Annotated in this window: 16 protein-coding genes; 5 read left to right on the top strand and 11 right to left on the bottom strand. The window is 70.9% G+C overall.

Going from position 1 to position 21314, the window contains the following annotated elements; all coding sequences use genetic code 11:
• Positions 1-7: 7 nt before the first annotated feature.
• On the bottom strand, positions 8-4723 hold the full coding sequence (locus IPQ09_21840) for an AMP-binding protein (protein ID MBL0196817.1): 4716 nt from the start codon (positions 4721-4723) through the stop codon (positions 8-10).
• Between the two features lie 178 nt (positions 4724-4901).
• Here IPQ09_21840 and IPQ09_21835 point away from each other — a divergent pair, with 178 nt between their 5' ends.
• Positions 4902-5432, top strand: a complete 531-nt coding sequence (locus IPQ09_21835; protein MBL0196816.1) for a hypothetical protein — start codon at positions 4902-4904, stop codon at positions 5430-5432.
• Positions 5433-5552: 120 nt separating this feature from the next.
• Positions 5553-7247, top strand: a complete 1695-nt coding sequence (locus IPQ09_21830) for a von Willebrand factor type A domain-containing protein (protein MBL0196815.1) — start codon at positions 5553-5555, stop codon at positions 7245-7247.
• A gap of 1 nt (position 7248) precedes the next feature.
• Here IPQ09_21830 and IPQ09_21825 read toward each other — a convergent pair whose 3' ends face one another.
• The 7 genes from IPQ09_21825 to IPQ09_21795 all read right to left on the bottom strand — a co-directional run bounded on the left by IPQ09_21825 (position 7249) and on the right by IPQ09_21795 (position 15042).
• Positions 7249-8505: a hypothetical protein gene (locus tag IPQ09_21825; protein MBL0196814.1), complete on the bottom strand. Its 1257-nt coding sequence runs from the start codon at positions 8503-8505 to the stop codon at positions 7249-7251.
• 46 nt (positions 8506-8551) lie between these two features.
• Positions 8552-9475: a sel1 repeat family protein gene (locus IPQ09_21820; GenBank protein MBL0196813.1), complete on the bottom strand. Its 924-nt coding sequence runs from the start codon at positions 9473-9475 to the stop codon at positions 8552-8554.
• A gap of 276 nt (positions 9476-9751) precedes the next feature.
• A complete protein-coding gene (locus IPQ09_21815) occupies positions 9752-11332 on the bottom strand; it encodes a DUF2088 domain-containing protein (GenBank protein MBL0196812.1) in 1581 nt (526 codons plus the stop codon).
• 46 nt (positions 11333-11378) lie between these two features.
• The gene (locus IPQ09_21810; protein ID MBL0196811.1) at positions 11379-11822 is read right to left on the bottom strand and encodes a DUF1566 domain-containing protein; all 444 of its coding nucleotides are present in this window, start codon (positions 11820-11822) and stop codon (positions 11379-11381) included.
• Positions 11819-12592 carry a DUF1566 domain-containing protein gene (locus IPQ09_21805; GenBank protein ID MBL0196810.1) on the bottom strand — a complete coding sequence of 258 codons (774 nt, stop codon included), beginning with the start codon at positions 12590-12592 and terminating at the stop codon, positions 11819-11821. The genes IPQ09_21810 and IPQ09_21805 overlap by 4 nt, the downstream gene beginning before the upstream one ends.
• Complete coding sequence (locus IPQ09_21800) at positions 12579-13583, bottom strand: hypothetical protein (GenBank protein ID MBL0196809.1); 1005 nt, start codon at positions 13581-13583, stop codon at positions 12579-12581. Before IPQ09_21800 ends, IPQ09_21805 begins: the two co-directional genes overlap by 14 nt.
• 25 nt (positions 13584-13608) lie before the next feature.
• Positions 13609-15042, bottom strand: a complete 1434-nt coding sequence (locus IPQ09_21795) for a serine/threonine protein kinase (GenBank protein ID MBL0196808.1) — start codon at positions 15040-15042, stop codon at positions 13609-13611.
• A gap of 270 nt (positions 15043-15312) precedes the next feature.
• Between IPQ09_21795 and IPQ09_21790 the strand changes: the two genes are divergently transcribed.
• Positions 15313-16302, top strand: coding sequence for a hypothetical protein (locus IPQ09_21790; protein MBL0196807.1), 990 nt, complete (start codon positions 15313-15315; stop codon positions 16300-16302).
• The gene (locus tag IPQ09_21785; protein MBL0196806.1) at positions 16299-17270 is read left to right on the top strand and encodes a hypothetical protein; all 972 of its coding nucleotides are present in this window, start codon (positions 16299-16301) and stop codon (positions 17268-17270) included. The genes IPQ09_21790 and IPQ09_21785 overlap by 4 nt, the downstream gene beginning before the upstream one ends.
• Here IPQ09_21785 and IPQ09_21780 read toward each other — a convergent pair.
• Positions 17248-17697 (bottom strand): hypothetical protein, encoded by a 450-nt coding sequence (locus IPQ09_21780; GenBank protein ID MBL0196805.1) that lies wholly within the window; start codon positions 17695-17697, stop codon positions 17248-17250. The two genes, IPQ09_21785 and IPQ09_21780, sit on opposite strands and share 23 nt — an antisense overlap.
• Positions 17698-17823: 126 nt before the next feature.
• Here IPQ09_21780 and IPQ09_21775 point away from each other — a divergent pair, with 126 nt between their 5' ends.
• Complete coding sequence (locus IPQ09_21775; protein MBL0196804.1) at positions 17824-18267, top strand: hypothetical protein; 444 nt, start codon at positions 17824-17826, stop codon at positions 18265-18267.
• 48 nt (positions 18268-18315) lie between these two features.
• Here IPQ09_21775 and IPQ09_21770 read toward each other — a convergent pair whose 3' ends face one another.
• Both IPQ09_21770 and IPQ09_21765 read right to left on the bottom strand, forming a co-directional pair.
• Complete coding sequence (locus IPQ09_21770; GenBank protein ID MBL0196803.1) at positions 18316-19002, bottom strand: HAD family phosphatase; 687 nt, start codon at positions 19000-19002, stop codon at positions 18316-18318.
• 55 nt (positions 19003-19057) lie between these two features.
• A complete protein-coding gene (locus tag IPQ09_21765; protein ID MBL0196802.1) occupies positions 19058-21265 on the bottom strand; it encodes a hypothetical protein in 2208 nt (735 codons plus the stop codon).
• Positions 21266-21314 lie beyond the last annotated feature (49 nt).

Genomic DNA, 21314 nt, shown 5'->3' with positions numbered 1-21314 from the left:
CGGACGCTCAGGCGAGCGCGAACACCTTCTGGAACTCCATGAGGAGGCTCACGTCGTTCGACTTGATGGCGCCCGAGATGAACTCCGCCGGGCTCGGCGTGTACCCGTTCACGATCTTCGTGAAGATCTCGGGGCTGGTCTTGAGCACGCAGTCGGCGGTGCCGCCTTCGGGCTTGCCCTGCTTGATCTCGCAGGTGGCGCCTTGTGGCCCCGCCACGCGGACGGTCCACTTGGCGGCGTCCTCGCCGCCGAGCGTGAAATAGAACGACACCGGCCGCTCCACGCGGTCGGGGCGGAACTTGGTCTCGAGCTCGGCGAAGAGCGTCACGAGCGGGTGCTCCTGCTTCTTCTGCTCGGAGAGGGTCTCGAGCCTCGACAGGTCGAGCACATCTTCGCCGCGGAGCGCGAGCACCGCCGCGCGGGCGAGCTTCGCGACCTCGCGCGACGCGTCGCCGTAGGACATCCCGTGGGTGAGCCGGCGGAGGTCCTTCACGGTCAGCGCGGGGCCGATGCGCGCGAAGATCTCGCGCTTGGTGGGCAGCTTCGCGCCCTTGCCCATCGCGTCGCGCGTGCCGCCGACGAAGATGGGCAGCACGTCGACGTTGTACGTGAGCACGAGGTGGCCGAGGAACGACTTGAACTCGTGGACGTCGCCGTCGGGGCTGCGCGTGCCCTCGGGGAAGATGAGCACGGTCTTGCCGCGCGAGAGCACCTCGCCGGCCTGCCGCTCGCTCGCGCGGAGGCCGCTCTTGCGATCGATCGCCTTCAGGTTCGTGAGGTTCTCGAAGAAGGCGCGCTTCACGCTGCCCTTCTCGAAGAAGTAGTCCTGAGCGGCGAGCGTGACCACGTCCTCGCCGTACTTGCCGAGCGCGTGCCGCACGAAGCCCATGTCGAGGTGGCTCGCGTGGTTCGCGACGACGAGCACGTTGCGGTTGTGGGGGATGAACGCCCGGCCCGACACCCGCGGGCTCATCACCTGGCCGTAGAAGGCGTCTTGGAGCTTGCCGATGAGCCGCTTGCCCGCGGTCTGGAGCTCTGGAGGGAGCGTGAACGCGGCGTCGTCTCCGTCGCCCGCCGTGGGCTTGGCCCGACCCTCGATGCGGTAGCGGCTCGAGGTCTCGGCGCGCGCGGGGCGGAGGCTGGGTCGCTCGGCGCCGATCAGCTCCTCGACGTCGGCCACGGTGCGGCAGGCCTGCAGCGCCTGCGGCTCGATGATCCCCACCTTCGCCTCGAGGGCCACGAGCAGCTCGGTGAGCGCGAGCGAGTCGAGCGCGAGGTCACCCGCGATGGTCATGTCGCCGGAGATGTCGCTCGACTTCATGCCCTTCAGCCCGGCGAGCGCCGAGCGGACGGGGGTCGCGGGGCCGTCTTCGCGGCTGCGCTGGGTCGCGGCGATCGTGCGCCCGAGGATTTGCCGGACCTCCGTGCGCTTCACCTTGCGCGTCGCCGTGCGCGGCAAAGGTGCATCATACAAGTGAATCACCTGCGGCTGTTTGCCGTGGGGCAGCTTGGCGATCGCGTCGCGCAGGGCCCGATCGGCCCGCGTGATTCGCTCCTGCCGCGTGATCGTGTCGTCGGTCTTCGGCACCGCGATGCACGCGAGCCGCTCGCCTCCGGAGGGGTTGTCGACGCCGACGAACGCGAGCTCCTCGATGTGCGGCACGACGCCGAGCAGCCGCTCGAGGTCATCGGGGTAGAGGTTCTCGCCGCTCGAGGTGACGACCACGTCCTTCGCGCGCCCCACGATTTGAAGGCGTCCGCGCTTGTCGAACTTGCCGAGGTCGCCCGTGTGCAGCCAGCCGGCCGCGTCGATCGCGTCGCGCGTGGCGTCGTCGTCGGTGTAGCCGAGCATCACGTTGGGGCCCTTCGCGAGCACCTCGCCCACGCCCTCCGCGTCGGGCGCGTCGATGCGCAGCTCGACCCCCGGGATGGCCTTGCCCACCTGGCCGGCGGGAGAGCCCGCCTTCGCCACCGCGAGCACGGGCGACGCCTCGGTGAGGCCGTAGCCCTCCGTGAGCAGCAGGCCAAGGCCCGTGAAGAGCTTCTGCGTGTCCTTCGGGAGCGCGGCGCCGCCCGAGATGAGCCACTTCACGTGCCCACCGAGCTCTTCGTGGACCGACCCGAAGAGGGCGCGACCCACGTCGATCCCCGCGTTCTTCGACAGCCACCGGCTCAGATCACCGCCCGCGTGGAACAGGGTCTCCACCACGGCGCCCTCGTCCTTCACCCGCGCGAGGATGCGTCGCTCGAGGAGCTGCCAGACCGCGGGCACGCCGACCATTCCGGTGATGCGGCCCTCCTTCAGCGCGGCCGTCAGGCGGTCGCCGGTGAGCTCTCCGGGGTAGAGGATGCGCGTGCCGCGTGAGAAGGGCAGGAGGAGCCCCGCCGTGAACTCGAAGGTGTGGTGCAGGGGCAACACCGAGAGCACGCGGTCGTGGATGCCGAGCGGGAAGAGCGGCGCGAGCGCGGCGATGAGCGACGCGAAGTTCCCGTGCGACAAGCGCACGCCCTTGGGGTGCCCGGTGGTCCCGCTCGTGAAAATGAGGCTCGCGACGTCTTCCTCGCGCACGCTGACCACCGGCGCGACGAGCCCCTCCGCGGGGTCGGCGTCCGCGGCCGTAGGCTCGAGCAGGACGCGTTCGAGAGCCGCGAGGCCGGCGGTGAGCGCCGCGCCCGTGCGTTTTTCGACGTGGGCATCCAAAATGGCCAGCTTGGCGCCGCTCTCTCTCGCCACGTTCACGAAGCTCGGCGCGTCGAGATCGGGGTCCATGGGCACGCACACGGCGCCCGCGCGCATGACGCCGAAATACGCGATCGACCACGCCGGGCAGTTCTTCCCCGCGAGCACGATCCGGTCCCCCTTGACGACGCCGCGGGCCGCGAGTCGAGCGGCCACGTCGTCTGCGCGGCGCTTCACGTCGGCGAAGGTGATCCGCGTGAACCCGGGGTCCTCGAAGCGTCCGAGCGCCACCGCGTGCTCGTGACGCTCGGCCATCTGGTCGACCAGCGTGACGAGGGTCTCATGCGGCTTGAGCGGCTTGAGCTCCTTTTTGTAGCGGTCGTCCATCCACGGGATGATCCGCTTCTCCATGGCCGGCATGTGCTGGTTCATGAAGTAGTCGGCCCAGTCGAGCGTCTCCGGCCGCCACTTCAGCTTCGCGCGGTCGGACGCGCCGAGGCGCGCGTAGGCGTGGCGCGTGTTCGCGCAGGAGAACGGCCCCTTCTGGTCGTAGGTGAAGGGCAGGAAGAGGCGAATGATCATGTCGATCTTCTCTTCCTGCGACGCGACCTTCTCGAGCGAGCGGGCGGCGGGCTTCGTGATGCGCGCGGCGGGCCCTGGCGCCGACTTCAGCATCTTCGCGAGCACCCTCGCGGCGCTGGCGATCTGGCCCGGCCCGGCGGAGTCGAAGCGCTCGATGTCGACGATCGCTGGCTCGTAGTGAGCCATGAGGAAGTTCTTGAAAGGATTGCCCTTTCCGGTGCGCTGGTAGTGCTTTCGACGGTAGAGCCCCATGAGCTCGCCGAAGCGCGCCGAGGTGCTCGGGTTCACGTCGCTCGTGCCGTACTGGTACACGGCCTTCTGCGTGCCCTCGAGCAGCTCGGCGAGCGTGAGGATCATTCCGGCGCACACGGTGTCGGAGGGGATGAAGTCGAGCACGACGTCCCGCGCGACGACCTGGTGGTGCCCCTTCATGATGAGGAACACGATGGGGGCCGACGTGCCCATGCCCTCGTTCCACGCGGGGAAGGGGAACTCGAGGGTGGTCTCACAGCACGCCGGCCGCGCGATCGTGTACCGGAGGCCGCTCCGCGCGATGATCTGCTCGCCGATGCTCTTCGTGTACGTGTACACGTTCGGCCAACCCCAGTGCGTGGCGCGCTCGACGCCCGCGTCCACGAGGCGGGCGCTCACCCACTGGCGGCGCACCGACTTGAGCTCTTGGTCGAGCGCTGGGCCGCTCGTGGGCTCGCCGCGGCGGAGCAGGTTCTTCGTCGCGCGCTCGAGGAACTCGCTCTGGCGGAAGGCGTCGTCGCAGCGGCTCTTCGCCTGGGCGACGATGTCGAGGCAGTCTTTGATCTCGCGGTCGGGATCCCACAGCTCGCGCCCGAGCTCGTCGGCGCGCGGGAACGGGTAGACCTCGCCCGGCACGTCTTCCTGGATGAGCCCCTTGCGGTTGCCGACGACGTAGCAGGTGCTCGTGTGGAAGAGCGGCGCGTCGAGGGCGCGGCAGAGGTCGACCAGGTTCTTCGCGCCGAACGCGTTGGTGTCCAGGGCCTCGTCGAGCGGCGGGTTGAAATCGACCACGCCGGCGACGTTCACCACCGCGTCGATCGTGCCCTTGTGCTCGCGGAGGAACGCCGGGTCGATGCCGCAGTGGGGGTTGCCCACGTCGCCGTCGATGGGCTCGATCTTCTCCCGCAAGAAGGCCTCGAGGCCGTCGCCGTGGCGCTCGCGCATGGGCAGCAGCGCCTCGCTCGTGGCGATCTCCGCCCAGAAGCGCTCCGTGCTCGTCGCCTTCTTCGAGCTCCGCACGAGCAGGAAGATCTTGCCGATGCTCGGGTAGTGGTGGAGCAGCATGATCCAGAAGATCTTGCCGAGAAACCCGGTGCCACCGAGCACGAGGAGCCTCGAGCCGCCGAGCTGCGCTTCGACGTCGAGGGGGGCGAGCGGGGGAAGGGGAGGCGCGACACCCGCGCCGTTCGAAAGTCCGTTCTGGTGCATTGGGCGGCGTCGTGCGCGACGCGCGAAGCGCGCGCCGAGGCCCCGTACCTACAACACGGGCCCCTCCGCTTCAACCGAGCCGAGAAATCCCTTGGGCGCGAACGCCGTGACGCACACAGCTCGGGCTCGGCGCGGGCGGAAGTTTGACGCCACGATCGGGATGGCCGAAGACATCCCCATGAAGCGTCACGTCGCCCCTCTACGGTCCCCTCTCCACGCGGCGCTCACGCTGGGCGCGTTCGCGTCGCTCTTTGCCGGCTGCAGCTCGGCCACGCCGAGCGCCGACGCGGGCGTGGCGGCGAAGGCGCAGCTCACGATGAAGGTGAACGGCGTGCCCTGGGTCGCCGCCGGGCGCGTCGTGGGGGCGGCCGGCGCGGCCGGCATCGGCGTGACCGGGAACCTGGACGAGGCCGGCACCGAGCAGCTCACCATCAACCTCCGCGCCACGACCCCTGGCACGTACGTGGCCGACAAGGCCACGAAGCCCAGCGGCGCGGTGGTCTTCTTCAACCGCGGGAACACTGTGTTCTCCAGCGACGTGAAGGCCTCGACCTTCACGGTCGTCGTGACGAAGGCGAGCGGCGTCGTCGTCGAGGGCACCTTCAGCGGTACCTTTGAGGAGGCCGAGGCGGCCACCGGCGCCGACGCGGGGCTCGCGCAGAAGGTCGTCGTCACCGAGGGGAAGTTCGCGACCGTCGAGGCGCCGTGAAGGCGGGCGGCGCGACGCCAAAATAATCGCGCACTGGGAGTGTAAGGCGTGGGCCTGCGCCGCGTTGGGCTCGGACACCGCCGCTGTCCGCCGCGCGCGCCGCGGCCTCCAGGAGTCCCCATGAGCCCGTCCGTCTCCCCCCGCGCCTCCACGCCGTCGCCTCGCTCGCCTCGTCGCGCCCACCTCGGACGCGCCGTCCTCGTCCTCGCGCCGCTCGCGCTCACGTCGATCGCCTGCGGCGGTGGGATGGGAGGCCTGGCGAGCCCGGAGGCCGCGTCGCCCCGCGCGCAGGGCCCGCGGCACGCCGCCGCGGAGGCGCTGCCCGCGAGCGACGAGGTCGCCCGCCCCAGCCTCCCGAGCGCGCCGCCGCCCCCGCCGCCCGTGCAGGCGTCTCCCGCGCAGATCGGTGTCGCGAAGCCCGCGGCCGAGCCGACCGGCACGGAGCACTACGCCGACTACGGCGTGAACCCGGTCGTCGACGCCTCACGCGACCGCCTGAGCACCTTCGCGATCGACGTGGACACCGCCTCGTACACGATCTCGCGTCGCAAGCTGAACGAGGGCACGCTGCCGCCCTTCGCCTCCGTGCGGGCCGAGGAGTACGTGAACTACTTCCAGTACGCCTACGCCGCGCCCACTGCGCGCCCGTTCGCGGTCCACACCGACGCGGCGCCCTCGCCCTACACGCCGGGCCACCACCTCGTGCGCGTGGGCCTCCAAGGCAAGCGGATCGGCTCCGAGGAGCGCACGCCGGTGCACCTCGTCTACCTCGTCGACACGAGCGGATCGATGGGTGGCCGCGATCGCATCGACCTCGCCAAACAGAGCCTGCACCTCATGACCGACCGCCTGAAGTCTGGCGACAGCGTGGCGATCTGCACGTACGCCGGGGGTGTGGAGCGCGTGCTCGAGCCGACCGGCGTCGAAGGCCGCGAGCGGATCCACTCCGCCATCGACCGCCTCCGCGCGGGCGGGTCCACCGCGATGGGCGACGGCCTCCAGCTCGCCTACGAGCTCGCCCGGAAGGGTCTCGTGAAGAACCACGTGAACCGCGTGGTGGTGCTGAGCGACGGCGACGCGAACGTGGGCCGGGCGACGCAGGCCGAGCTCCGGGGCATCATCCGAGGGTACCGCGGGCAGGGCATCACGCTCTCGACCGTGGGCTTCGGCTCGGGCAACTACAAGGACGCGACGATGGAGCAGCTCGCCGACTCCGGCGACGGAAACTACGCCTACATCGACTCCCAAGAGCAGGCGCGGCGCGTCTTCGTCGACCAGCTCGACGGCATGCTCCAGGTCATCGCGCGCGACGTGAAGATCCAGGTCGAGTTCGACCCCAGCGTCGTCGCCACGTACAGGCTCATGGGCTACGAGAACCGCGACATCGCCGACAAGGACTTCCGCAACGACAAGGTCGACGCGGGCGAGGTGGGGGCGGGTCATACCGTTACGGCGATGTACGATGTGGTGCTCAAGCGGACCGACGCGAGCCCCGTGACGGTGCGTGTGCGCCACAAGACCCCTCACGGGAGCGAGCGCGCCGAGGAGTCGGTGTTCCCGATGTCGCCGGCCGCCATCGCGCCCACGTTCCAGGCGGCCGCCCCCGACTTCCGCTTCGCGACCGCCGTCGTGGGCTTCGCCGAGGTGCTCCGCAAGAGCCCGGCCGCGCGCGAGTGGCGCCTCGACCAGATCGCGCAGGTGGCGTCGAACGCGAGCTTCGGGCGCCCGGAGCGCGTCGAGCTCGTGGGGCTCGTCCACCGCGCCGCGTCGCTCTCGGGTCAGCAGCGGTCGGCGCCGGTCGCGATCGCGAAATAGGCTAGGGCGTGAGCCTCGCGGCCTTCGTGCTGCCGACCACGTACGCGAGCCCGTCGTCGGCAACCCCGAAGCCCGTGAGGCCGCCGAGCCCCGCCAGCCGCGGGGCGGCCGCGCCTCCTGACCACCCGAGCGCGCCCGAGGAGAAGCGGAGGACGTCGACCGCGCCGCCGCCAGCGTTCGCCGCGATGAGCGTGGCGCCGTCGCACGCCCGCGTCACCTGAGCCGCGCTCCCCACGAAGGTCGCCGGGCTCGCCGGGCCGGCGGGCTCCCGGAACACGTAGACTGCGCTGTCCGTCGCGGTGACCGACATGACGAAGGTGATCGTGTCGCCGTCCCACACGAGCGAGCGCACGGGGGCCTCGACGAACAGCACAGGGCCTGGCAGCGGGAGCTTCGTACGCCCGGCGTTCGAGAATGCCGTGTCCTCCGTGAGGCTCGAGGCCACGTTGAAGCGGCGCAGCACCACGTAGCCCGGGTTCGGGTCCTCCGCCTCCTGGATGAACACGAAGAGCAGGCTCCCGCCGCGCGCCGCCACCGCGACGGGCACCTCCGTCGCGACGGGCGTGGCGACCGACAACCACGGGCCGCCCGTCGACGCGCGCAGCACGCCCTTCACCTTCGGCGCGCCCGTCTGCGCCTCCCGGAAGCCGCCCCACCCGGTCACTGTTCCGCTCTGGAAGGCGATTGTAGGGAAGGGTGTGCGACTCGGCTCCGGCGGCGAGACGACCGGGTTGCCGAGCTCGTCGAGTTGGGTCGCCGCCCCCGTCGGCGCCACCCGCCAGAGTCGTACGCGCTGCTCGGGGCTCGCCCCGAGCGTCGTACCCACGAGGGCGCCGGCGGGGGTAGCGGCGATCGCCCAAGGCACCTCCTCCGGCAGACAACCGATGGGGCCGCTCACGGTGCCGTCGCGCCCGATCCGCGCCAACGTCGCGCTGCGCGCGCTCCCGTCGCCGCACGCGCGCAGCGCGACGGCCAAGACGTCTCCGCTGGGCGCGACTGCCGCCTTCCTGACGGGGAAAGGGAAGGTGGCGGCCTGCCCGTACGCGACGTCGACCACGGGCCGCCCGGTGGCGCGGCAAGCGCTCGCATCGGTGCCGCTCTCCGCGGCCGCCGCATCGGTGCCGCTCGCCACGTCTGCGCTGCTCGCGGCGTCGATGCCCGCCGCGCCTGCGTCGTCAGCGTCGCCGCTGCCGAAGGCGCCGCACGCGATCGACGCTGCGCAGAGGGCTACGAGTGCGGAAGGGCGGATGGCGCGCATTCCATGTATGTACACGCACCGCGCGGCGCGCGCTACGAGCGCGGGATCAGCCGAGGCCCTCGAGGAACTCCTGGACGTCGAAGCCCTGGGCCTCCGCGCGCTCGAAGAACTCCGCCGCCTTCTTGTCGCTCTTCCGGACGCCCTTGCCGCCGAGGTACATCGTGCCGAGCGTGGCGCTCGCCCGCCCGTGACCGTTCTCCGACGCCGCCTCGTAGAAGCTGGCGGCGGCCTCGAGGTCCTCTGCGAACCCGAAGCTGCCCATGGCGTGGAACGCGCCGAGGTTGAAGAGCGCGCGCGGGTGGTTTCGCTTCGCCGCCTCCATGAGCCACACGACGGCGGTCGGCTCGTCTTTCTTCGTGCCCTGTCCGGTGGACGCCATCGCGAAGAGCTCGAACATCGCGTCCGAGTCGCCGCGCTTCGCGGCGGTCTCGTGCAGCTCGTAGCTCTTCTTCTTGTTCGCCCGGACGCCCTGCCCGTGGAACGCCATGCGGCCGAGGAGGTAGTGCACCGCGCCCACGGGATCGCCCCCGCGGAGCGCCTTCTTGGCCCACGCCTGCGCGGCGGCGAAGTCTTGCTGGTGCCAGTAGGCGTTGGCGGCGAGCGCGTAGGCGCCCTGGTCGGACCCCATGCTCGCGGCCTTCGCGTAGGCCGCGAGCGCAGCCTCTTCGTCGGGGTCCACGCCCCAGCCGTTCTGGAGGCACTGGCCGAAATCGACCCAGGCCTCGGCGTGGCCGAGCTCGCCCGCGCGCCTGAACGCGACCGCGAGCAGGCCGAGGTGCAGCTCGCCCTTCGTGCCCTGCGTGATGGCGGAGAAGAGCTCCACGCCCTTTGCGTGGATCGACGGCGCGTCCTCGCCCTCGAGGAGCTTGCGGAGCTGCTGCGCGAGGCCGGCGGGTGTCCCTCCCTTCGCGGGCTTCGGGGCGGCCTTCTTCGCGGCGGGCTTCGGGGCGGCCTTCTTGGCCTTCTTCACGGCGGGCTTCGGGGTGGCCTTCTTCGCGGCGGGCTTCTTGGCCGTCGGCGCCGTCGCGGCAGGGGCCTTCTTCGCGGCGGGCTTCTTGGCAGTCGCGGGCTTCGGGGCGGCCTTCTTGGCAGTCGCGGGCTTCTTGGCTTCTTGGTCGTCACGGCGCTGCTCTTGGGCGCGCTCCGCGGCTTGGCGGTGGCGAGGGGCTTCTTCTTGGCGGCCATCGGGGAACCTTACGCGCTCTCGGCGCGCCGTACGGGGAAAGTCACGGTGCGGGAACGCAGGTTACGCGGAGCACTCCGCCATGAGGATCGGCGGCGAGTGGAGCATGGTGATCTCCGGCGAGGCTGGCGCGGTGTCCCGGGCCATCTCGAGGGCCTCCGGCATGGACCTCGCGGTCTCGTAGCCGAGGAGCTTCGGGATGTACTCGTTGTCGGCGCCGACGACGATGACGCGCCCGAGGTGCTGGCGCCCCGCCTCGCCCCAATACCACATGAAGAAGGGGTGGGTCGGGTGGTACGCATGGCCCGAGCGGTACATCTGAATGTACGCGGGGTTCTCCGAGAACTTCTTCTCGTAGCGCTTGTGCAGCTCGAGCGCGTCGCGCGTCTCGGGCAGCAGGTTGTGCACGAACTCGATGTACGGGGCGTGGTGCTCTTTGTCGAACTGGTCGGTGCACGGGTGGCACACGATCATCGTGCCGCCCTTCTTCACGAGCGGCACCCCTTTGTAGAGGTTGAACAGGTACCCCTGCGCCATCACCTGCACGAGCAGTGGGTTCAGGAACGAGTTCACGTTGTACGGGCTGATGTACGGGATCCCCGTGACGAGGATGTCGGCCTGCCCCTTGATGGGCACGAGGTACTGCTCGTACGCCTTCGCGAGCGTGTGCTCGTGCACGGCCTCGGTCTCGCCGGCGAACACGCCGGTGAGCTCGTAGGGCGAGGGGATGCGCTGGAAGATCGCCTCGCGCGCGGGCTGGGGCACGCGGGACAGCGTGAACACGAGCGCCTTCAGCGCCGCGCGCTCGCTCGACGTGAGGTCGTCCTCGTTCTTGTGAAGGAACTCGAGCGGGCGATCGAACATGCGGTTGTTGATCGTGGTCTCGATCGTGAACACGTTGAGCTTCGCGTTCGCGATCTTGCCCATTCGCTCGACCGACCGCGCCAGGGCGGACGAGTCCGGATCCATGTACGAGTGGCACTTGCGCATGGTCTCGGGGTTGTGATGCGCCCGCAGGCTCTTGTACCCGCAGAGCCCCACCGCCACCGACTTGTGCCCGCCGTCCATCGGCACGAGGTTCAGGTTCACGTAAATGAGGAGATCGCTCTCCACCGCGGCGCGGTTCAGCTCGACCACCTCGCCGAGCTCGGTGGTGCCGATCTCGACCATGCCCTTCGGGTCTTCCGCGTCGTGGTTGTAGAGGCGGTCGGGGTAGTAGGCGTTGTAGATCTTGTCGCCGACGATGTGGCGGATCTCGGGGCCGGTCATGCGCCGGTGCACGGAGGTCGCGATGATCATCTCGATGTCCTCCACGCCGTGGTCGGCGAGGGTCTCGAGCACGATCGTGAGCACGCGCTCGCGCACGTCGGGCCGGCGCATGGGCGGCAGCGGCAGCGAGATGTCGTCGATCGCGATGACGACCTTCATGCCGGGCCGCAGCTTCGCGTGGAGCGGCGCCGAGTTGTACGGGTGGTTCAGCGCGTAGCGAATGGCGGCGTCCGGATCCTTCAGGCCCGCGAGCGGCGGCTTGGGGTAGAGCACGCGCGTGCCCGCGGGCATGTCCACTTCGATCAGGCGGTCCCCGGAGAAGATGGTGCGCGGGGCGCTGCGTCGATCGAGCGTGACGCACAGAGGGTGGCTCATGTGCCCGCGGTCTACCACGGGTCCCGTGGCCTGGCGATCCGAAGCGCTAGTAGTTCACGACGCACCGCACGTGCGCCTTGGTCACCGCGGGATCGACCAAGGAGATCTCCCCGGTCCCGAAATTGACCACGAAGACCTTTCCTTCCGGGGTCGCCGTCGACGTCCAGAAGTTCCCGCGCGGCGTGCCGGGGAAGGCGTTCGTGTCGATGTAAATGCGCTGCGGGAGACCCTTGTCGTCGTAAACGGTGGCGGGTTCGTTGTCGAGCAGCGTCGCGAGCTCACGCACCGAAGGAAGCCGGGTCGAGCAGACGATCTGGCTCAAGGATTGCTGCCCGGCGGGCACCGCCCGCGTCCACTGGAGGTGGGTCTTCGCGTCGGAAATCGTAATCTGCGTGGACAGGTACGCCTCGTATTGACCCGTCGGCGCGTCAGCGCGAACGAGCCCGGGGAGCAGCAAGAGGGCGGCGGCGGTCGCGGCGCGCCTCGTCATCGGATGCATAGCACCCCCAGAAACGCAGACCGCGTCAGCCTGACGGCGCCGGACTTGAAGTCCACGACCCAGAAATCGATCCCGCCGTCTCCGCGCAACGCGGTGGAGGTCCAATAGGCCGTCGGGTGACCGGCAACGAGGCCGTCGCTGGGCCGGACCTCCGGCCTCAGCATGAAGGCGCTACCGTCGGTGTCGCGCTGCGTGGAGTCGAGCAACATCAGCAGCTCGATGCGTGTGGGGACGCGGCCGCCGAGCTTGACGCAGTGGCTCTGTGCCTTGTCGAACGTCTGAACGACCTCGTCGTCGGGCGTGCGGAGCCAGGTGCTGGTGGTCTCGCTTGCGGCTGACGTTGACCACTGGAGGCTGACAGCCACGCCGCCATCGAACGATCCGCCGTCGACGAAGGCCGCTCCGACAGTGCCCGCCGAGACGTACGTCGGGTTGGCCACGGCCGCCGCGTCGACTCTGCCACCGTCGTAGTTTGGTACGCGGTACTTGGCCCAGTCGGAGCCGACCGAGCCGTCGGGCAGCGGCGGGCCCGCGTCGGCGTCGGCGTCGGCGTCGGCGTCGGCGTCGTGTCCCCCGTCGGGTTGGACGACGTCGGGCCCGACGCCATCCGGAGTGTCGACGTCCCCGGCGCCTCCATCGGTACAGAGGTCGGAAAACTCCGTGCAGTCTACAAATTTATCGAGCCCGATGAGGTTGCCGCACGCCCCAGCGCCGAGCGCCGCGAGCACACCCAACGTGAAGACGAGCCTAGAACGCGCCATGAAGCCCGGCCCCTGTCCCGTCGAAGTAAGGTGAAATTCGCCCCTGTTTGCCTACGCGCACGGTGCCAGGCGTGAGCAGCCCCACGACCCCCACGGCCGCGCCTACGCCCGCCACGACGAACCCGATGGTGCTGACGGTGGCCGCTCCGCGCGCCGTGGAGAGGTCCGAGGTCTCCGTGGCCGGGCAGCCAACCTTGGCGTCGCGGGCCGGCGTCTTGCAGTTCGCGTCGAGCGTGCTCGTCTTGCTCAGCGCGATGATGCCCGAGACCGAGCCGACGATGAGGCCCGCGGTGCCCACGCCGAAGCCGAGCGGCACGAGCGGTGAGACGGTCTTGCGCTCCTCGACGGGGGGCGGAGGCGGGGGCGGAGGCGGGCCACCGGCCTGCGAAACCTTGGTCGGCGCTTCCGGGGCGAGCTCCACGCTCTTCTTCTCGCCTTCGCCGAGCGTGGCCGAGACCGACGCCTCGGGGCCCTCGTCGATGCGCGCGGTGACCACGTGCTTGCCCGGGTTCACCTTGCGGCCCGCGGCGAGGGCGGCCTCGGGCACCTCCACGCCGTCCACCTTCACGTGCGCCGCGCGGTTCGGGGGCGTCTTCAGCACGACCAGCAGGGTCGCGACCTTGCCCTTCATGGCCTCGGCGAGCGTGTCGGCCTCGGCGCGGGCCTCGCGCGAGCGCCCCGTCTCGCCGAGCGCGATCGGCATGCGGCCGATCTCGAAGCACACGTCGCGCGCCTCGACCGGCTGACCGAGCTCCGCGTGGACCTTGGCGAGCTCGATGCCCGTGACGGGCGTGTGCGCCAGCACGTGCGCCGCCTTGAACTTCTCGAGCGCGCCGGCGAGGTCGCCCTTCGCGCGCAGCGCGCGGCCCGCGAGGAGCGCGCCACGGGCCGATTCGAGGTCGGACGCGCTCGGCGCGCCGTCCGCGAGCGCCGGCCGCGTGACCAGCGAGGCGCTGGCCAGCCCGAGCGCTACCGAAAGCGCTAGGCTCACGAATCTCCTTGGGAACTTTACGCTTTCACAGGAGCGGGTCATTGTTCGTCGCCGTGGGTCGTGGGGGCGCGGACGGGGCGCTGGACGGGGGCGGCGTCGCCGGGTGTCCCTTGAGCGTGACAGACTTAGCCGGTGTTGGCGCGGAGGTCGAGGGTGCGGCGTGCGGCGGCTCCGCAGAGAGCGCGACCAGGGCGGTCGAGGCCGGACCCGAGGCGTCGACGTGCGACGTCGCGATGGGCGCGCTCGTCGCCGCCGTCGTGGTCGTCGCGGTGGGATTTCCCCCGAGGCCCGTAGCGGTCGCGCCAGGCGACGCGCGTAGCGCGAGCGCACCAAGCAACCCCAGGACCAGGAGGCCCAGGCCCCCCACGGCCAGCGCGACCTTGCGCGAGCCGCTCGGGGGGGCGCTCAACGTCGTCGCGGACAGGCCGGGCGACGACGGCAGGCTGCCCGAGGGCACCTCGTGCGTCTTCGCGAACATCGCGGAGCTGCCGAGTGACCCCCCGGAGCTGGCCGCGGTGGGCACGGCGCCCGGCCCGGACCCCGGGGTGGGCGCAGACGTGGGCGCGGAGACGCGAGGACCGGAGCTGACCAGGAGCGGGCTCTGCCCCGCGAGCGCGGCGGCGAGGCCCTCGGACATTTCCCGCGCCGAGCCGTAGCGGTCGTCGATCTCGCGAGCGCAGGCCTTTTCGAACCACTCGTCGACCGTGGCCGGCAGGCTCGGGTTCTTCTCCGTGGGTCGCGGCCGCTCGCCCGCGTGGATTTGGAGGGCCAGCGCGCCGACCGAGTCGGCCTCGAAGGGGCGCACGCCCGTGAGCGCCTCGAAGGCCACCACGCCCACCGCCCAAAGGTCGGAGCGCGGGCCGATCTCTTTCGCGCCCACGATCTGCTCGGGGCTCATGTAGAAAGGCGAGCCCATCACCGTGCCGGTTCGTGTGGCGCTGTCGAGGCGCACCGAGTCGACGCCCTTCGCGATGCCGAAGTCGAGGAGCTTCACGAAGAACTCGCCGGCCTCGCCTTCGCTAAGGAAAATATTGTTGGGCTTGATGTCGCGGTGGACGATGCCCTTCACGTGGGCGCGGTCGAGGGCGCGGCTCAGCTGCGAGACCAGCGAGAGCACGGTCTGCGGCTCCATGCGCCGGTGGCGGTCGAGGTAGTCGCCGAGGTCCTCTCCCTCCAGCAGCTCCATCACGATGTACGGGAGTCCCTCCTTCGTGCAGCCGTGGTCGAACGTCTGCACCACGTGAGGGCTCTTCACCTGAGAGGCGGCGGCGGCCTCGCGCTCGAAGCGCGAGAGCGCGTCGGGGTTGGACGCGAGCTCCCCGAGGATGAACTTCACCACCACTTGCGTCCGCAGCGCCAGGTGCTCCGCCACCCACACCGCGCCCATTCCGCCCTCACTGAGAGGACGGGTGAGCCGAACGTTCGGCGTGACCATCATGCCGACTTGGGGCGTAGACAAGGGAAGGGCCTCGGCGAAGGGACGGGAAAAAAATGGAGAGGAGAGGTGCGGAAAGGATGCGCGACGAAGATACCGGAAGCAACTTCTTTGCCCGACCACAGCGGCGGCTTCTGCGCCTTGGCGGGGAAGTGTGCCAGGTGGCACGACCGCGGACCCTGACGCGCCGGTCCTACCCCGCTGGCCGCGCGAGAAGTGGGTGTTTTTTTGGTGGCCTGCCTCCGGGCACGCTCTATGCTTCCTGGAGGGCGTACCCGAAGAAAGGCCCGCACCATGCGCTCTGTCTCGCACCTCCTCGTGCTCGCGGCCCTCGGCGGTCTGGTCAGCTTCGGGTCGCTCCACTGCGGCGCCTCGGGCACCCCGGAGCCCGGTGGCGACGGTGGCGCCGACGCCGGCGCCACGCTTTCGGGGGACGCGGGCCCCGAAGGTTCGACGGAACGGGGGCCCGACGTCCCCCCCAGCACGAACGCGGGCCTGGAGGCCGGCACGCTGACCCCCGGCCCCCTGGTCGAGAGCAACCTCCTCGTCCTCGCGAACGGCTCGAACCTCCCCGCCTTTCGGCTCTGCCCCGCCGTCGCGCCAGGCGTCGTCGCGAGCGACTCACTCGCTCGACCTATCCCCGAGGTGCTCATGCCGGGGTCGAGCCTGGAGGGTGTACCCGAGCGTGGCGCGGTCGGGATAGCGCCCCCCGCAGCGATGTTCGGCACGACGTCCGTCGTGGTGCTCTGGATCGATGAAAAGACCAAGGCCCACCCTGGGCTGATCTCGGGGACCTGCGAGACGCTGTCGTGCGTCGGCGGTGGGTCGGGTTGTCTCGACGACGGCACCGGGCCCGAACCCCGCGAACCCCGCGTCACCGTCGTGGACCTGCCGAACGACGCCGCCTTGGACAAGAAGGGGATCCTCGTCCTGAAGGGGGCCACCCGGGCCACGGCCAGGTTCGAGACGCGGACGCCCAGGCAGTCCACCAACGCCACGGTGGGCAAGCTCGACGTGCAGCTCTTTGACGAGGCCAACTTCGGCCGGGGGGTGACGTTCCAGGGGACCGCCATCGATGGGAGCGTCGCCGGCGGCATTCCCTACTCCGGCTTTGGTGGCGCCTTCGTGGCCGGCACGCACCGCGAGACGATGCTCGAGGTGCACGGCAACTCCGCTCCGCGGCGGCCGGTGGTCGATTTCTACGCGAACCCGGGCCTCTTCGCGTTGTTCTTGCTCGGCGCGCCGGGCGACCTCACGTTCGTGGCGGTACCCACCCATCGATGAGCCCACGGAAGCGCACAGTCCTGTCCGTGCTCTTGGGCGTCGCCGCCAGCGCCGCCGCGCTCCACGCGCTGTCCTGCAGCGTGAGCGCCGCTGGCCTCGATGGCGGCCCTGAGCCCCCCCGCCCTGTCGATGGGGCGACGCTGCCGGACGCTGGCCCCGAAGTCTTCGAGCCGCCAGCGCCGACGTTCGCGCGTGGCGCGGTCGTGCTCATCCACGGGCACGACACGCTGCCCGCGTTTCGCCTGTGCCCCGCGGCGAGCGCGCGGGCCACCGTGTCGGACGGCACCATGGCCCCCATCCCTACCGCGCGCATGCCCGGCGCGAGCCTCGCGGGCCTCGACGCGCGCGGCGCGGTGCGCCTCGACGCGCCACCCGAGTTCGACGGGCGCGACTTCGTGCTCCTCCTCCTCGACGAGGACACCAAGAAGAACGAGTCCCTCGTCTCGGGCGCGTGCTCGTCCCTCGCGTGCGACGGCGACAGCGGCACCGGCTGCCTGCCCGCCACGAAGCGCGTCGCGCTGCGTCTGCCGGATCCGGGTCTGCTCACCAAGCCGGGGGCCGTGCTCGCGGTGCGGGGCACGTCCAACACCGACGTGCAGATCGATGTGCGTGTGGCGCTCTCCAACGGCCTGCGCAGCGGCCACCTGAACCTGCAGCTCGTGAACGTCTCCGACTACGCGGGGCCCGTCACCTACGAGGTGAGCGAGCCGCTGGACGATGGCGGCCTCGCGACCCGCAGCACGACGCTCTCCTCGATGTCGCTGACCCCCGTCTTTCGGACCTCCTATGGCGACCGCCTGAAGGCCGGCGCCCACGAGGAGTCCCTCGTGGAAATCCACGAACAGTCCGACCCCACGGTGCCCATCGTCGCGCACTTTGCCGCGGGCGGCCCTTACGCGCTCGTGCTCGTCGGGGCGCAGGCGAACGCGTCTAAACCTTTGAAATTCATCGCCCTTCCGCTGCTTTGAGGTGCCCAGTGTCCCACGGGATGCCCCGCTCGACCCTCCTGCCCTGGCTCGTGCTCGCGGCCCTCGCGCCCGCCGCGCTGCACTGCGGGCAAGCGAGCGAGAGCGCGAGCTTCAGCGCGCCCGAGCGCGTCGGCACCCCGGCGGACTCGAGCGGCCCGGACGGGGCCTCGAGCGTGACGCTGCCCGGCCCTCCGACCTCTGGCGGCAGCCAGGACGTGGACGCCGGTCCGCGGCCGCCGCCGCCGCCGCCTGTCGGCGTGCTGCTCGTGCACGCCCACGCCACGCTCCCCGCGTTTCGCGTGTGCCCGGCCGCGCCGGGTGCCACGCCCGCGGCCCCCTTGAGCGCCGATCCGAGCGCGCCCATTCCCTCCACGTTGATGCCCAGGTCCAACCTGGCGGGCGTCGACGTCCAGAGCGCCGTGTTCATGGCGAAGGACCCCGGGTACGACTCTGTGCGCAAGATCGTGCTCGTGCTGCTGAACGAGGCGACGAAAGGGAACGAAGGGCTCTCTCCGGGTCGTGCTCGGCCGTGGCGTGTGGGGGGACCGGCTGCGTGGGCTCGGCGAACCTCCGGCTCGTCGACCTCCCCGACGAGGGCCTCTTCGGCAAGGACGGGACCATCTTGACGCTCACGGGCGCGAGCGACACCGACCTCCGATTCACCACGGGGAAGATGGTGGCCAGCGATGGCGGCGGCCCCGGGCGTCTCTCGGCGCAGCTCGTGAACGAGTCGACCTTCCGGGGTGGAGTGACGTTACGGTCGCAGGGCACGGCGGTCCCCGTCGACCCGGGCGCTGCGCGGTCGCTCACCTACGCCGACTTCGGGGCGGAGGTCGTCGCCGGCACCCACCGGCAGTCGTTGCTCGACCTGTACGAGGGGGCGGCGCCAAGCAAGCCCCCTGCGGCGTTCTACGCGCCTCCACTCGCGCTCGTGCTGGTCGGCGCGGCCGCGGGCCCGCGCCCGCTCAAGTTCTTGGCGGTCCCGCTGACCTTGTAGAGCGCGCAGACGCGACGGGATTCGTCCCGTGGAGCCACGCCGCCACGCTCAGCTCGCTTGCCGGCGCTTCTGGTCGAGGCGGATCACCGGCCAGCCGTAGGCCTCCGCGAGGCGCGCGAGCTTGCCGTCGGGGTTGACCGCCGCGGGGTGGCCCACCACGCTCAGCATGGGCACGTCCGAGTAGCTGTCGGAGTAGGCGAAGCACTCACCCAGGTCGACGTTCGTCTCGCGCGCGTGCTCGCGTATGAGCCGCGCCTTCTCCGGGCCGGCGACGACCGGGCGCAAGAGCCTCCCGGTGGCGAAGCCGTCCTTGATCTCGAGCCGGTTCGCGATGACGTGCGTCGCGCCGAGGTGCGTGGCGAGCCGGTCCATCAGAAAGTCGAGCGCTCCCGAGACGATGACCACCTCGTGCCCCTCGTCGCGGCAGCGCGCCACGAGGTCCTTCGCCGAGGGGTAGAGCGCGGGCTTGACGACCGCCTCGAACGCGTCGTCGGCGAGGAGCAGCAGCCGGTCGCGCGACATGCCCTCGTAGCTCGAGAACAGCGCCTCGTTGAAGAGCCGGCGGTCCTTCCACTCGGCGAACGCCATCTCCGGAGCGCGCACGACGGCCTTCGCCACCTTCAGGAAGCTGCGGAACGGCGTCCGCTGGTTCAAGAGGTAGTAGACGGTGGGATGGATGAGGTTCGTGCGGAGGAGGGTCCCGTCCACGTCGAAGTAGCTGGTTTTCTGCGACACTCCGCCCTTTCTTCAAGAAGCGGGCGCCTTTGTCAACGTGGCTGACGCGCGGGCCTCAGCGAGCGGCCGCCCACAGCTCGGCCAGCCGGGCCACGGCGCGCCCCACGTCGGGCGACGCCTCGGCGAACGACGCCATGGGGCAGGTGCGCGCCGCCACGAGCCCGGGCACGGTGTCGAGCGAGTACGCTTTGGGATCGAGGTCGTCGCGCACCTCGTCCCACGTGAGCGGCATCGAGACCGTGGCCTCGGGCACCGCGCGGAGAGAGTACGGCGCCACCAGCGTACGCGTGGGCCCCGTCTGCACCGTGTCCACGTACACCCTCGGGCCCCGCTTCGCGGGCAGCCGCTCCATGGTGGCGAGATCGGGCCGGCGATGCACGAGCAGCCGCCCCAAGATCTCCACGAGCGCGCGCGCCGTGTCGTAGCCGTGCCCCGCGCCGAGCGGCGCGAGCACGTGCAGCCCGGTCTGGCCCGAGGTCTTCGGGTACCCCGCGAGGCCGATCGCGTCGAGGATCGCGCGCAGCTCGAGCGCGAGCGCGACCGCGGCCGGCAGGCTCGCGAGCTTGACGTCGAAGTCGAGCGCCACGTAGTCGCACATGGCGAGCGAAGCGGCCCTGCACGAGAAGACGTGGATCGGGAGCACCCCGAGGTTCGCCACGTAGAGCAGGCTCTCGAGGTCGTCGAGCAGAAACCCGCGCTTCGGCCGCTCGGGCTCCTCTTCGTCTTTGAACGCGACGGTGCGCATCCACGAGGGCATCTGCGGCGGCACGTTCCACTGAAAGAAGTGCTTGCCGTGCACGCCGTCGGGGTACCGCACGACCGTGACCGGGCGGCCGCGCACGTGCGGCAGCAGCGCGCCCGCCACGGATCGGTAGTAGGCGATCACGCGCCCCTTCGTGGCGCCGAGCTCCGGGAAATACACCTTCTGCGGGTTCGTGATCCGAACCTCCCGGAGGGCCGCCTTCGGGCTCCCGTGGTCCACCCGCGCGATCTCGGGCGTCGGCCCCTCCGAGACGCGCAACGTCTCCTCGCCGGGCGCCGCGGGGAGCGTCGCGCGCCGGTGACGCACGAGCAGCCGACGCAGCCCGAGGGAGCGCGCGAGGTCGCGCGCGGCGCGCCACGGCCCCGGCAGGAGTGTGCTCACCTGCACGAAGCCCTCGCCGGCCGCGAGCTCGCAGAGCAGCGCGCGTCGCGCCTCGTACGGCGCCGCCCCCAGCCACGCGCCGTCCAGCGAGACCAGATCTTGCGCCACGAGCGTGACCGGCGCCTCGAGCGTGGCGCGGTGCGCCTCGCCCTTCACGATCTCTGCGGCGCGAGCGGCCAGTCGCGGCAGGCTGGGGAGCCCGGCCGCGTCAAAGGTGACGACCGTGCCGTCGAGCGCGAAGCGCTCCGCCGGCAAGGCCCGCGCGGCCCGCACGAGCTCTGGGTAGAATGCCGAGAGATCTCGCATGGTTGGGTCGCCGTGCTCGACCAGGATGACGCGGTCTCCGTCGCGCTCGACGCGCGCGCGGAGCCCGTCGAGATCGGGCTCGAACGCTCGCTCGTTGGGGGCGTCCCCCGGCAACTCGGAGAGCCCGCTCCGCTCGACCGGGGGCGTGAACGGCGATGCGCACGCGTCGGCGCCGCCCGCGATGGAGCGCGCGATCGTGGAGAGGCGCCCGGCGGTGAGATCCCGCGCCTCGAGCTCGCCCACGCGGAGCCCCGAGAGCACCGAGCGATCGCGGGCCTCGATGTCGTCGGTCTCGCTCGCGTACGCGTCGCGCTTCTTGAAGAACAGCCACGCAGCCGCGTCCTCTTCGCGCATCGGGCGCCCGGCGGACCTTCCGAGCTTCACGAGCGCCCATCGGCCGCGGAGCTTGCGACCCGAGAACACCATGTCGAGCTTCCCCACCACGAGGCCGCGTTCGCTCGGGCCCTCGAGGTACCTCACGGTGCCGCGATCCCAGACGATCATGGGCCCGCCCCCGTAGTTGCCCTCGGGGATCACGTCCTCGAAGTCGAGGTACTCGAGCGGGTGGTCCTCGGTGTGGATCGCGAGCCGCTTCTCCGTGGGATCGAGGCACGGCCCCTTCGGCACCGCGAAGCTCGCCAGCACACCGTTGGCCTCGACGCGAAGATCGTAGTGGCGACGCGTGGCGTCGTGCAGGTGCACGACGAACGCGCCGACGAGCGTGCCGCCGGCCTCGCCGCGCGCGGCGTCGCCGAACGGCTCGTTGGTCGTGGCCGGATCGCGCTTCTCCTCGTACGTGCGGGGCTTGGCCACGCGTGGAGTATGCACGTGACGCGGCGCCCCGACACGACACACCCGACGT

The organism is Myxococcales bacterium, assembly GCA_016720545.1.
Taxonomy (GTDB): domain Bacteria; phylum Myxococcota_A; class Polyangia; order Polyangiales; family Polyangiaceae; genus JAAFHV01.
This window is presented reverse-complemented; position numbering and strand designations above follow the sequence as displayed.

What these genes read in the sequence shown, in the direction of transcription:
- IPQ09_21825 (MBL0196814.1), bottom strand. Translation starts at nt 8,505, where the DNA reads ATGCGCGCCATCCGCCCTTCCGCACTCGTAGCCCTCTGCGCAGCGTCG.
- IPQ09_21835 (MBL0196816.1), top strand. Translation starts at nt 4,902, where the DNA reads ATGAAGCGTCACGTCGCCCCTCTACGGTCCCCTCTCCACGCGGCGCTC.
- IPQ09_21810 (MBL0196811.1), bottom strand. Translation starts at nt 11,822, where the DNA reads ATGACGAGGCGCGCCGCGACCGCCGCCGCCCTCTTGCTGCTCCCCGGG.
- IPQ09_21780 (MBL0196805.1), bottom strand. Translation starts at nt 17,697, where the DNA reads ATGAACACGGCGCTCTGGACGTCGACGCCCGCCAGGTTGGACCTGGGC.
- IPQ09_21830 (MBL0196815.1), top strand. Translation starts at nt 5,553, where the DNA reads ATGAGCCCGTCCGTCTCCCCCCGCGCCTCCACGCCGTCGCCTCGCTCG.
- IPQ09_21785 (MBL0196806.1), top strand. Translation starts at nt 16,299, where the DNA reads ATGAGCCCACGGAAGCGCACAGTCCTGTCCGTGCTCTTGGGCGTCGCC.
- IPQ09_21815 (MBL0196812.1), bottom strand. Translation starts at nt 11,332, where the DNA reads ATGAGCCACCCTCTGTGCGTCACGCTCGATCGACGCAGCGCCCCGCGC.
- IPQ09_21790 (MBL0196807.1), top strand. Translation starts at nt 15,313, where the DNA reads ATGCGCTCTGTCTCGCACCTCCTCGTGCTCGCGGCCCTCGGCGGTCTG.
- IPQ09_21840 (MBL0196817.1), bottom strand. Translation starts at nt 4,723, where the DNA reads ATGCACCAGAACGGACTTTCGAACGGCGCGGGTGTCGCGCCTCCCCTT.
- IPQ09_21805 (MBL0196810.1), bottom strand. Translation starts at nt 12,592, where the DNA reads ATGGCGCGTTCTAGGCTCGTCTTCACGTTGGGTGTGCTCGCGGCGCTC.